Origin of the sequence: Devosia ginsengisoli, from assembly GCF_024707105.1 — a bacterium.
In the GTDB taxonomy this organism is placed as follows: domain Bacteria; phylum Pseudomonadota; class Alphaproteobacteria; order Rhizobiales; family Devosiaceae; genus Devosia; species Devosia ginsengisoli_A.
The window spans coordinates 243,029-255,435 of record NZ_JANQAJ010000011.1 but is presented as its reverse complement, the minus strand read 5'-3'; the positions used below and the strand labels follow the sequence as shown (position 1 = coordinate 255,435).

Below are 12,407 nucleotides of genomic sequence, written 5' to 3'. Positions count from 1 at the left end.
TTGTCGACGCCTAGTGACATAAAGATATCTTTATATCTGCAAGCGCGCAATAGCAGTGCAGGGACGCATTTATCCCCGAACAGTCACGCATTGGCATCAAATGCTACGCTCGATGCTAACAGTCCGTTCCCCTTAACCTCACCGAAACCAGAAAAAACGCTAACTGACTGCGAGCGCTCCCGGATCGCGTTATGATCCGTGCTCGCAGTGTAAATCAGCGTAGAGTTTGCGTACCGTGACGACGACCTCCTGGCGCCATGCCATCCGCTTTGTCGCCCTCGCGGCCCTGATCGCACCGGTCATCGCTGCCTGCGGCGGCGGGTTGGGCGCCACCGTCAACCGCGCTGCCTTCAGCTCTTCCGAATATGGTGTCGGCGTTTCCCCCGCGTCACCACCAATCCCAATCCCCCCAAGGGCGGCGGCCGCTACCAGGTCGGCAAACCCTATACGGTGCGGGGCAAGGTCTACACGCCGGCCGAACAGCCGGACTATGTCGCCAGCGGCGATGCCTCATGGTACGGCGCCGATTTCCATGGCCGCAGAACGGCTAACGGGGAAATCTTCTCAGCCAACGCGATCACCGGCGCGCATCCCACGCTGCCGCTGCCGTCCTATGTTCGCGTCACCAACCAGGCCAATGGCCGCTCCGTCATCGTCCGCGTCAACGATCGCGGCCCCTACATGCCGGGCCGCATCATGGACCTGTCCTACCGGGCCGCGAGCATGCTCGGATATGTCAACAACGGCCACACCCAGATCAGGGCCGAATATGTCGGGCCGGCGCCGCTCGAGGGCGACGATACCCGCATGCTCATGGCCTCCTATAACGGCCCGGCCGATTTCGGCGGCGGCAATACCCAGTTCGCCCAGGCCGACAATACCAACAGCCTCGCCGACATCGCCGGCAATTTCTTCGGCAACCTGTTCTCCTACGCCGACACCACGCCGCAGGAGCAGGATGCCGCCATCGGCACCGCCCATGCCGCCGTAACCGCCATGGCCACCCGCGCCGGCGCCCTTGACGAATGGGTACAGTCCATCGATGCCGATGCCCGCAGCATCAAGCTGGGCCTCGGTATTTTCGCCGATCAGGGCAATGCCATAGCCCTCTCCGAGCGCTTCGCCCTGCTGGGCGCCGTCGATGAGGAAGCCGTTACCGTCAACGGCCGTGCCGCCACCCGGCTGACCCTGACCCATCTCAAGCCCGGCGTATCACGCATCGATGTTCTCGATCTGGCTCGCGAACTCGGGCTCAATGATCTAAAGTTGGACTGATAGACGAACTGTCATTTGTCAGTCCGATCACTGTGTCATTCCCGCGAAGGCGGGAATCTACTCTTCAATAGACAGAATGGATTCCCGCCTGCGCGGAAATGACATCGGGAACAAGGCTCGCATTGAACCGGGAGGAGGGGGCAACGTGAAGAAAATCCTGCGAATTCTCGCGGCAACGCTGGCCTTGACTATGCCGGCTTTGGCCCAGGCCGATTTCGACACCAAAGCCAAATTCGCCATCCTGATGGACGAGGATTCCGGCACCGTCATCTTCCAGAAGGATGCCGACCTGCCGATGGAACCGGCCAGCATGGCCAAGCTCATGACCATCGCCGTGGTCTTCAACGAAATCCGCAGCGGCCGGCTGTCCATGACCGACATGTTCTTCGTCTCCGAACATGCCTGGCGCACCGGCGGCGCCGCCTCGGGCGGCTCGACCATGTTTGCCGAGCTCAACTCCCAGATATCGGTCGAAGACCTGATCCGCTCGGTTGTCATCCAGTCCGGCAACGATGCCGCCATCGTGCTGGCCGAGGGCATTGCCGGTTCGGAAACCAGCTTTGCCGCCATGATGAACGAGCTGGGCGAGGATATCGGCCTCGCCGACTCCCACTTCACCAATCCCACCGGCCTGCCGGACCCGGACATGTATGTCACGGCCCGCGACCTCGCCGACCTGGCGCGCTACCTGATCCAGCAATTCCCCGAATATTACCACTACTTCTCCGAGCCCGACATGGAGTGGAACGGCATCAAGCAGCCCAACCGCAACTCCCTGGTGGAACTCGGCATCGGCGTCGATGGCCTCAAGACCGGCCATACCGAGGCCGCGGGCTACGGTTCGGTCATCTCCACCGATGAAGGCGGCCGCCGGCTGGTCGCCGTGCTGCATGGCCTCACCTCCATGGCCCAGCGCACCGAGGAAGGCCGCAAGCTCATCACCTGGGGTGCCCGCGCCTTCGAACGCGTCGCCGCCTATCCCGAAGGCGCCGTGGTCGCCTATGCCAATGTCTATGGCGGCAGCAGCGCCAGCGTTGGCCTGGTCGGCAAGGGCGAAGTGGCACTCTACCTGCCGCGCGGCTCGCGCCGCTGCCTCAACGCCCAGGTCAACTATACCGGCCCGCTGCGGCCGCCGGTCATGCAGGGCGACCAGATCGCCGAACTCCAGGTCTTCTGCGACGACCAGCTCGTCCAGACCGCCCCGCTCTACGCCGCCGAAAGCGTGGGGGAGGGCGATATCGTCCGCAAGGCCACCGACGCCCTCAAGCAACTGGCCCTTGGCTGGCTGTAAGTTGAGGGCCAGCGCTTACTTAGGACCTCTGTGGCTCCCGTCACCCCATCCTCATTCCCTCCCCATCGAGGGGAGGGAGGCGCATGGGCGACGTCAGTGGTCCAATATTCCCTCATCCACCGGCCAGGCTTCCCTCCCCCTTGTGGGGAGGGAATGAGGGTGGGGGTGAGGCACACGCACCAGCCTCACTTGACGAGCGCCCCCCAAGTGCATAGCCCTCGGATCGAGACAATTGAAGCCGGAAGACATGTTGCAAGAGGCACCGACTTCCAAAGCCAGCCGCGCCCGTTTCATCACCTTCGAGGGTGGTGAAGGCGTCGGCAAATCCACCCAGGTCAAGCGCCTGCTGCAAAACCTGCAGCGGCATGACATCGAGGCCGTGCGCACGCGCGAACCCGGCGGCACGCCCAAGGCCGAAGCCATCCGCTCCTTCATCCTGCAGGGGCGGTCCGAAAGCTGGGGACCGGGCGCCGAGGCGGTGCTCTTCGCCGCGGCGCGGCTCGATCACGTCAACCAGCTCATCGCCCCCAACCTGCGCAACGGCATCTGGGTTCTCTCCGATCGCTTCCACGATTCCACCCGCGCCTATCAGGGCCTGACGGGCGGCGTCGATGACAAGCTCATCGCCGGCCTCGAATCCCTGGCGCTGGACGGCCACGCACCGGACCTCACCATCATCCTCGACATGGACCCCGAGGCCGCCTTCAAGCGCGTGGCCGAGCGGGCCATCGAGGACGGGCTGGCGCTGACGGGCGACCGCTTCGAAAAGGAAGAGCTCGAGTGGCACAAGAAACTGCGCGACGGGTTCCTTGCCATCGCGCAGGACAATCCCGACCGCTGCGTCGTCATCTCGGCAGCCCAGTCGGAAGACGCATTGGAAGCCGCCATCTGGGAAGCCGTTAGCCAGCGCTTTCCCGAACTGCTGCGCGGGTCGCAGGCGTGACCGATCCCGACGCTCTCGAGGATATTGCGCTGCCCGAACGCCGCCAGAGCGCGCGCGGACACGATGCGCAACGCGCCGCCATCCTCAACCAACTGACCGAACGTCGCCTGCCGGGCGCCATCCTGCTGCATGGCCCGCAGGGCATCGGCAAGGCCACCTTCGCCTTCGAAATGGCCGCCGCCGTTCTCACCGCTACCGGCGACGAGGATGCCCACCGCGTCGCGGAACAGGTGGGGGCAATGTCGCACCCCAATCTCTTCCTGCTGCGCCGCCGCCCCAAGGACACCAAGGGCTTCTACACCGTCATCCGCGTCGAGGACATCAGAGACCTGCGCGACAGCCTGCACCATACGCGGGGCAGGGCGGGGCACCGCGTCGCCATCATCGACAGCATAGACGACTGCAACCCCTCGGCGGCCAATGCCCTGCTCAAGACGCTGGAAGAGCCGCCCGCCGATACCATTTTCCTGCTGGTCTCGCATCGCCCCGGCCAGTTGCTGCCCACCATCAAGTCCCGCTGCCACAACCTCGCCCTGCGCCCCATCGGCGCCGAAGACGTACGCGGCGTATTGCTGGAACACGATGCCAGCCTCGGCCAGACCGAACTCGACCGCGCCATCGCCCTGGCCGGCGGTCGGCCGCGCCGTGCTTTCGAGACCCTGGCGCTGGAGCCGGACTCCGCCCTTGGCGCGCTGCAAGGCTGGCTGGCCAACCCCGCGCAGCATCCGGCCGGCGTGGCGCTGCAACTGGCCGACGCGCTCGGCGCCGACACCCAGAGCCCCGAACTCAGCTTCGCCCGCGAAATGCTTGACGACTGGATGGCCGACGAGGCCCGCAATGCCGCCATGCAGCCGGGAGGCCGCATCCGCCTTGCCTCGGCCAACGAGCTATGGGACAAGGCACACGCCCTTTTCGCCGAGGCCGACAGCATCAATCTGGATATGAAACAGACGCTTGTCGCCATTTTCGACGCGATCAGAAAGCATGTTTCACTGACCGCCCCCGTTTCCTCCGAGTCCCAATGACCGCCAAGCCCTTCTACGTCACGACCGCAATTTCCTATCCCAATGGCGCGCCCCATATCGGCCACGCCTATGAGATGATTGCGACCGACGCCATTGCCCGCTGGAAGCGCCTGGAAGGCCGTGAGGTCTACTTCCTGACCGGCACGGACGAGCACGGCATCAAGATGGTGCAGACCGCTGCCGCACAGGGCGTGACGCCGCGTGAGCTGGCCGACCGCAACGCGGCAGAATTCCGCCGACTGGCCGAAGTCCTCGAAATTTCCAACGATGACTTTATCCGCACCACCGAGCAGCGCCATCACGAAGCCAGCCAGGCGATCTGGAAGAAGATGGAAGCCAGCAACAATGGCGACATTTTCCAGTCCACCTACAAGGGCTGGTATTCGGTGCGCGACGAAGCCTATTTCGACGAAGACGAACTGACCGAAAAAGACGGCAAGAAATTCGCGCCATCGGGCGCCGAGGTCACCTGGGTGGAAGAACCCACCTATTTCTTCCGCCTCTCCGCCTACCAGCAGAAGCTGCTCGACCTCTACGAATCCAATCCCGATTTCATCGCCCCCAGGGAACGCCGCAACGAAATCGTCTCCTTCGTGAAGAGCGGGCTGCAGGACCTCTCCATCTCGCGCACCACCTTCGATTGGGGCATCCCGGTGCCCGGCGCGCCCGGCCACGTCATGTATGTCTGGGTCGATGCCCTGACCAACTACATCACCGGCGTCGGCTTCCCCGACGAGGCGAGCGAGCTGTTCAGGAAGTTCTGGCCAGCGGATCTGCATGTCATCGGCAAGGACATCATCCGCTTCCACACCGTCTACTGGCCCGCTTTCCTGATGAGCGCCGGCATCGACGTGCAGCACCGCGTCTTCGCCCATGGCTTCCTGACGGTCGATGGCCAGAAGATGAGCAAGTCGCTCGGCAATGTCATCGACCCCTTCCATCTGGTCGAGACCTTCGGCGCCGACGCCATCCGCTATTTCTTCCTGCGCGAAGTCTCCTTCGGCAACGATGGCGACTACAGCAACGAAAAGCTGGTGCTGCGCGTCAACGCCGATCTCGCCAACAATCTCGGCAACCTGGCGCAGCGCTCGCTGTCTATGATCAACAAGAACTGCGACGGCAAGGTGCCGCAGCCCGGTCCGCTGACCGAGGCCGACCAGGCCATCATCGCTGAAGTCGGCGAGGCCATCCAGGCCGCGCAGAAAGCCATGGACGAGCAACTGGTGCATGAGGCGACGGGCGCCATCATCGCCGCGCTCAGTTCGGCCAACAACTACTTCGCCGCGCAGGAACCCTGGGCGCTGAAAAAGACCGATCCGGAACGCATGGCGACCGTGCTCTACGTGACGGCCGATACGGTGCGCCGCCTGACCATTCCCATGCTCGCCTTCGTGCCGGCATCGGCATCGCGCCTGCTCGACCAGCTTGCCGTTCCGGATGACCAGCGTTCACTCGCTGCTGCGCTCGATGCTAACAGTCTGCTAACCAATACGCCCCTTCCGCTACCGCAGGGCGTCTTCGCCCGCCTCGAACGCAAGGCCGAATAGCATGCTGATCGACAGCCATTGCCACCTCGATTTCGAGGCCCTGGCCAATGACATCGAAGGCGTCATGGCCCGCGCCGAAGCCGCCGGTGTCACCGGCATGGTGACGATTTCCACACATGTGGAGAAGTTTTCCACATACACGGCACTGGCGGAACGTTTTGCGAACGTCTGGTGCTCGGTCGGCACCCATCCACATCACGCCGATGAGGAATTGCATATACAAACGGATGATCTTGTCCGGCTAAGTGCCCATCCCCGTTGCGTTGCTATCGGCGAAGCCGGCCTCGACTACTTCTACGACAACGCCCCGCGCGAGGCCCAGGCCACCGGCCTGCGCCGTCACATCGCCGCCGCCCGGATCACCGGTCTTCCACTGGTTATCCACAGCCGCAAATGCGACGACGACATGGCCGCGATCCTGAGGGAAGAAGCCGGGCAGGGGGCCTTCCCCTTCCTGCTGCATTGCTTCACCGCCGGCCCCGACCTGGCCCGTACGGCACTCGACCTGGGCGGGTATATCTCCTTTTCCGGCATCATCACCTTCAGGAATGCCGAAGAGATCCGCGAGGTCGCCAAATTCGTGCCGGCCGAACGCTATCTCGTTGAAACCGATGCACCTTATCTCGCCCCAATCCCGCATCGCGGCGAATCCAACGAACCGAGTTTCGTCCGCCACACCGCCGAAAAAGTCGCCGAAGTGCGGGGGATAAGTCTCGAACAGCTCGGAAGCGAGACCACCGCCAATTTCGCCCGCCTGTTCTCGAAAACCGGGCTGGCCTGATCCATGCCGTCTGCCCAGAGGATAACAGCCACCATCCTGGGCTGCGGGTCGTCCGGCGGCGTGCCGCGCATCGGCAATGTCTGGGGCGACTGCGACCCCAATGAGCCGCGCAACCGGCGCCTCAGATGTTCCCTTTTGCTGGAAGGGTTTAGCGAGGGCAGCGACATCCCGACCCGCGTGGTGATCGATACCGGCTGCGACCTGCGCGAGCAGATGCTGGCCGCCAAGGTCGATCGCGTCGAGGCCGTGCTCTACACCCACGCCCATGCCGATCATACGCATGGCATCGACGACCTGCGTGTACTGGCACTACACAATCGCCGCCGGGTCGATGTCTATTTCGACACCGAAACCGGCGCCCGCCTGCGCGAAGCCTTCGGCTATTGCTTCGTTTCCCCGCCGGGCAGCGACTATCCGCCCATCCTCAACGCGCACGACATCGCCGCGGGAGACGTGCTTGATATCGACGGGCCGGGTGGCACGATCACCATCACGGCCTTCGAGCAGACCCATGGCAACATCACCTCGCTGGGTTTCCGCGTCGCCAATTTCGCCTATTCCTGCGATCTATCAGGCTTTCCCGAGGCATCGCTGCCGGCAATTTCCGGTCTCGACCTATGGGTGGTCGACGCTCTGCGCCCCACGCCGCATCCGAGCCATCTGAGCCTGCCCGAAACCCTGGAATGGATCGCCCGGATGGCCCCAACACGGGCCGTTCTGACCAACATGCATATCGATCTTGACTATAGCAGGACCGAATCGGAGACGCCCGACAACGTCACCCCGGCCTTCGACGGCATGCAGATCGACGTGCTATCAGGGCGGATACTCAACCGGTAGGGCAGCCCCACACCGGGCTTGGTTGCCGCCTATCGAAATGCCGGGATCACGTGCCGCCCATAGTTGGCGATGATCTCTTCCTCGTCGCCGCTGTCCAGATAGATGTTGAACTGCGTCACGCCCGCATCCTCGAGCGCATGCATCTTGGCGATGTGGTCTTCCGGCTCGCCCAGCACGCAGAAATTCTCCACCACGTCGGGCGTGATGAAGTCGAGGAACGGGTTATCCGACTGGCCGTGCTTGGAATAGTCGTAGCCGCGGCGCTTCTCGATATAGCTGGTCAGGCTCTTGGGGATCTGGTCGCTGTCGGCGCCATATTTCTCGACGATATCGGCCACGTGGTTGCCCACCATGGCCGGGAACCACTTGGTGGCCTCGATGGCCCGCGCCTTGTCGCCGAAATAGGCGGGCGCCGCAGCCATGGAGCGGAATTTGGACATGTCCTTGCCGGCGGCCTTGCCCGCGTCGATGCACTGGTCGGTAAACCACTTGCAGAGCCCCGGATCGGCCAGTTGCAGCACCACGCCATCGGCATGTTCGCCCGCGGTCTTGAGCGCCAGCGGGCCATAGGCCGCAATCCAGCTCGGCATTTCGTGGCCCACAGCCCAAGGGAATTTCACCGCGGCGGGGATTTCGCCATAGGAGACTTCTTCGCCACGCACCATGGCCTGGGTCTTCGCGATGAACTCGGCCACCCGCGCCAGCGTCGCCGGCTTCTTGCCCATGACGCGCATGGAGCTGTCGCCCCGGCCGACCGCCAGGTCGAAGCGGCCACCGCTCTGCTTGGAGAGCGAGCCGAAGATCGAGGCGGCAACCGACCAGTCGCGCACATCCGGATTGGTCACCAGCGGGCCAAAGCGCATATGGGAAGTGTGTTCCATGCACATGGCGATGGCGGCATAGCAATCGCGCCAGAGAATATGGCTGTCATAGAACCAGCAATAGCTGAACCCGGCATATTCAGCGGCACGCACCAGATAGCGTGCCCGTTCGGCCTCGATGAAGCCCTTGAAGGTGATGCCGAATTCCATGCGCGCCTCCCTATGCCGCAGGTCCGAAATTTGACCAGTCGATCAAATTTTTGAGTGGACGGCGCGTGATTGTCAATCGCAATCGCATGGTGACGAGGATTTAGCCGGGCAGGTCATAGGCGATCAGCGGGCGGCCATCACCGGGATGGCGCAATATGGTGGCATCGACCCCATAGACCTGCCGCAGCAGGGCAGGGGTCAGCACGTCACCCGGCGCTCCGGCCGCCGCCAACCGGCCTCCCTGCAGCACGACCAGCGAGTCGCAGAAGCCGGCAGCGAGATTGAGATCGTGCAGCGCCACCAGCACGGCCGCGCCGGCGCGCGCGCTGCGGCGCAACAGGTCGAGCATGGCCAGTTGCGCATGCACATCGAGATGACTCGTGGGTTCATCCAGCAGCAGCAGCCGGGGCTGTTGCGCCAGCGCGCGGGCAATCTGGACGCGCTGTTGTTCGCCACCCGACAGCGTCTGGTAGAGCCGATCGGCAAAATCAGTCATTTCCACCGCGGCCAGCGCCGCATCGGTCTGCGCGTGATCCTCGGGGGAGGGGGCAGCCTGCCAGATGGACTGGAAGGGAATGCGACCCAGCAACACCACTTCACGCGCCGTCAGCCGCGCATCGGTGTCGCTGCTCTGCTCGACAAAGGCCGTGAACTGCGCCCGCGTGCGGCGGGGCAGGACGGTGAGGTCTGTTCCATCAAAGCTCACTGAGCCCATGGCCGGAACAAGACCGAGAATGGCCCGCAGCAACGTGGATTTCCCAGCGCCATTGGGGCCAATCAGTCCGGTCACCTGACCCACGGGCGCGACCATGTCGACCCCGGCGACAATCGCCTGGCCGCCCAGTTCCACAGCGACCCCGCTGACCACCAGCCCCGCGCTCATGTGATGCGCCTGTAGCGCAGCAGCACAAGAAGGAAGATCGGCGCGCCGAGCAGGGCGGTGATGATGCCGACCGGCAGTTCACGCGGTTCGAACAAGCTACGCGCCGCCGTATCGGTCCAGATCATGAAGCTGGCGCCCAGCAGCATGGCCACCGGCAGCAGCACGCGATGCCGCGAACCGGTCACCAGCCGCGCCACATGCGGCACGATGAGTCCGACAAAGCCGATCGCCCCGCCGATGGAGACCAGCACCCCGGTCAGCAGCGCCGTGCCGCCCAGCAGCCACCAGCGGAGCCTGACCACATCGACACCGAGCGTTGCTGCCGCGGTGTCGCCGAAGGCAAAGGCATCGAGCGAGCGGCCGGACAGCAGCACCGGCAGGCCTGCCAGCACCAATGCGGCGAGCACCAATAGTGCCTCGGACCAGACGACACCGCTCAGCGAGCCCATGAGCCAGCTCAGGATTTCCCGGTAGGAATCGCCGGTCGCCGACCAGAAGATGAGGAACGACGTCGCGGCCGCCGCCAGCGCCGATATCGAGATACCGGCCAGAATGGCCCGTGTCGGCGTGGCTCCGCCCAGTAGTTGGATAACCAGCAGCGTCAGGGCCATGGCGGCGCCGGCACCAAGAAAGGCGCCCAGCGGCATCAGCAGGCTCGCGCCGGCAAGCAGGAAGGCGACGGCGCCGAGCGACGCGCCGGACGATAAGCCGAGCAGATAGGGGTCAGCCAACGGATTGCGGGTCAGCGCCTGCATGACCGCGCCGCACAGCGCCAGGCCAGCACCGACCGCCGCAGCGGCCAGCACGCGCGGCAGGCGCAATTCCCAGATGATGGCATCGCGCAGCCTGCCCACCGGGCTTTCCGGCAGCAGGCCGAAATGCCAGCCAATGGTCTGCCACACTTCTGATGGAGCGATATCGGCGGGCCCGAAGGTTACCGCCAGCACGAGGCTGGCCAGCAGCAGCGCCAGCAGGCTCAGTATCAGCGTGGCGAGCGCCGGTCGGTTCACGGCGAGAAACTGAGGCCGGCAAGCTGGGCGGCCATGTCGGCTGTTGCGCCCACATTGCGTATCCCGGCTTCCGAAGCCGGAAAGGGCACCACGAGGTAACGCTGATGGATCACCGCATCCAGTTGGCTGGTGATCGGGTTCTCGGCCAGCAACTGCTTTTTTTGCTCGGCCGAATTCCACACCGCATCGACCAGCACGATGACATCGGGATTGGCATCGACGACGGCCTCCCAGCTCGCAGAAACCCAGCCGTCATCGACAGCGGCCATGATGTTCTCCAGCCCCAGAGCCTCCAGCATCATCTGCGGAGCGCCACTGCCGGCGCCGACATAAGGCGTCTTGGTGCCCGAAGAATACCAGAGCGCCGAAAGCCCGCGCGTATCCGGCGCAATGGCGGCCAGCGCCGCCTGCTGCTCGGCAATCAGGGCGTCGGCCGCCGGCGCGACATCGAAGATCATGCCCATTTCGTCGATCTCGGCGAAGATGTCGTCGAAGGTCAGCTTGGCCGGTTTGATCGAACGGCAGGCGGCCGGCGATACATAGCCAGCCACGCCCAGCGCAGCCAGGGTAGGGCGCTCCCCCGCACCATCGGCAGAAAAATTGCTTTCCCAACCGCCATAGACCAGGTCCGGCTCCGCCTCGAGCACGACTTCCTGCGATGGCAGCTTGTCCGACAATACCGGCAGAGCCGCAGCGGTCGCCGCCCATGGTTCCGAGGCCGGACCATCCTGGAAGCCGACCCCGACGATCCGTTCGCCCAGCCCCAACGCCAGCAGCATTTCGGTGGCCGTCGACTTGATCGTCACCACGCGCTGCGGCGCCGCCGGCAGGGTTACGGCAAAACCGCAATTGTCTATTGTCAGGGGATAATCCGTCTGGCCGAACGCATGGCCGACGGACAGCGCGAGCACAGCAAGGGACAAGGGCAGGGGTCGCATGAGGGTCAATCCTGTTTGACGCATTCGCTGGCTTGGTCATCCCGGTCGCGCAATTCGGCCTGCGCAGCCTCATAGCCCAGCCGATAGGCTTCCGCCGAGCCGAAGCGGAACATATCATCGTCCACCCCGCGAACCAGCGAACGGGCACCTGGCGCATCGAGCGCGGTTACCAGCCGTCCCAGCCCGCGCACTACGGCAACGGGAATGCCGCTGGCCTTGCCCTTGACGAGATCGGCCGCGCCCGCCAATTCGTCGGCCAGCACGGTGATGGTGACATTGAGCGGGCGGCCATTGGCGTCGACGCCGCCCCGCAGGTCATCAGTAACGATCATGCCGGCCGCGCCAATGGCGACATCGGTCTGCCCGACGCGCCAGGGCCGGCCCAGCGTATCGGTGACGATGACGCCCAGCGACACCCCGAACCGTTCGCGCAGGCCTTCGCACAGCGCCCGGGCCGACCGGTCGGGGTCTTCCGGCAGCCGCAGGGCCAGCCCGTCCGGCACATTGGACGTATCGATACCGGCGGCGGCCATGATCAGCCCATGCCGCGTCTCGACGATGCGGGTCACCCCGCCGGGATGCACCCGCTCGGCCACGACACGCACCGTATCGGCGGAAATAGCTTGTTCGCGCTCGCTGGCCGGCACCTGCATGCCCTCGGCCTTGGAGACAATCTTGCTGGTGACGACAAGGATATCGCCGTCCCTCAGAGCTGCTTCCGGGTCTTCTGCCAGCGATGCCTCGATAGCCGCCGCAATCAGCGCCACGAGATCGTCGCCCGGCCCGATCTCCGGCACGCCCGTCACCCCCAGACTGTATATCGTGGCATTGGCATGGGTGGGG

General features: G+C 64.4%; 12 protein-coding genes. 7 read left to right on the top strand and 5 right to left on the bottom strand.

What is annotated here, in order from left to right; genetic code table 11:
• Window positions 1-450 precede the first annotated feature (450 nt).
• From NVV79_RS15245 to NVV79_RS15215, 7 genes are all read left to right on the top strand, one after another.
• Window positions 451-1,275, top strand: coding sequence for a septal ring lytic transglycosylase RlpA family protein (locus NVV79_RS15245; protein WP_303991229.1), 825 nt, complete (start codon window positions 451-453; stop codon window positions 1,273-1,275).
• A 145-nt stretch (window positions 1,276-1,420) separates the two neighbouring features.
• Window positions 1,421-2,566: a D-alanyl-D-alanine carboxypeptidase family protein gene (locus NVV79_RS15240; RefSeq protein WP_303991227.1), complete on the top strand. Its 1,146-nt coding sequence runs from the start codon at window positions 1,421-1,423 to the stop codon at window positions 2,564-2,566.
• A 247-nt stretch (window positions 2,567-2,813) separates the two neighbouring features.
• The gene (gene tmk / locus NVV79_RS15235; RefSeq protein WP_303991225.1) at window positions 2,814-3,509 is read left to right on the top strand and encodes a dTMP kinase; all 696 of its coding nucleotides are present in this window, start codon (window positions 2,814-2,816) and stop codon (window positions 3,507-3,509) included.
• Window positions 3,506-4,534 carry an AAA family ATPase gene (locus tag NVV79_RS15230; RefSeq protein WP_303991223.1) on the top strand — a complete coding sequence of 343 codons (1,029 nt, stop codon included), beginning with the start codon at window positions 3,506-3,508 and terminating at the stop codon, window positions 4,532-4,534. The genes tmk and NVV79_RS15230 overlap by 4 nt, the downstream gene beginning before the upstream one ends.
• Window positions 4,531-6,081 (top strand): methionine--tRNA ligase, encoded by a 1,551-nt coding sequence (gene metG, locus NVV79_RS15225; RefSeq protein WP_303991221.1) that lies wholly within the window; start codon window positions 4,531-4,533, stop codon window positions 6,079-6,081. The genes NVV79_RS15230 and metG overlap by 4 nt, the downstream gene beginning before the upstream one ends.
• A gap of 1 nt (window position 6,082) precedes the next feature.
• Entirely contained in the window at window positions 6,083-6,862 is a 780-nt protein-coding gene (locus tag NVV79_RS15220; RefSeq protein WP_303991219.1) for a TatD family hydrolase, read from the top strand.
• Between the two features lie 3 nt (window positions 6,863-6,865).
• Window positions 6,866-7,702 (top strand): MBL fold metallo-hydrolase, encoded by an 837-nt coding sequence (locus NVV79_RS15215; protein WP_303991218.1) that lies wholly within the window; start codon window positions 6,866-6,868, stop codon window positions 7,700-7,702.
• A gap of 29 nt (window positions 7,703-7,731) precedes the next feature.
• Here NVV79_RS15215 and NVV79_RS15210 read toward each other — a convergent pair whose 3' ends face one another.
• The 5 genes from NVV79_RS15210 to cofE all read right to left on the bottom strand — a co-directional run bounded on the left by NVV79_RS15210 (window position 7,732) and on the right by cofE (window position 12,370).
• Window positions 7,732-8,733, bottom strand: coding sequence for a TIGR03842 family LLM class F420-dependent oxidoreductase (locus tag NVV79_RS15210; protein ID WP_303991217.1), 1,002 nt, complete (start codon window positions 8,731-8,733; stop codon window positions 7,732-7,734).
• A 100-nt stretch (window positions 8,734-8,833) separates the two neighbouring features.
• A complete protein-coding gene (locus tag NVV79_RS15205; RefSeq protein ID WP_303991216.1) occupies window positions 8,834-9,616 on the bottom strand; it encodes an ABC transporter ATP-binding protein in 783 nt (260 codons plus the stop codon).
• Window positions 9,613-10,626, bottom strand: coding sequence for a putative F420-0 ABC transporter permease subunit (locus NVV79_RS15200; protein ID WP_303991215.1), 1,014 nt, complete (start codon window positions 10,624-10,626; stop codon window positions 9,613-9,615). The genes NVV79_RS15205 and NVV79_RS15200 overlap by 4 nt, the downstream gene beginning before the upstream one ends.
• Entirely contained in the window at window positions 10,623-11,564 is a 942-nt protein-coding gene (locus tag NVV79_RS15195; RefSeq protein ID WP_303991214.1) for a putative F420-0 ABC transporter substrate-binding protein, read from the bottom strand. Before NVV79_RS15195 ends, NVV79_RS15200 begins: the two co-directional genes overlap by 4 nt.
• 5 nt (window positions 11,565-11,569) lie before the next feature.
• Complete coding sequence (cofE, locus tag NVV79_RS15190) at window positions 11,570-12,370, bottom strand: coenzyme F420-0:L-glutamate ligase (protein ID WP_303991213.1); 801 nt, start codon at window positions 12,368-12,370, stop codon at window positions 11,570-11,572.
• Window positions 12,371-12,407: the final 37 nt, after the last annotated feature.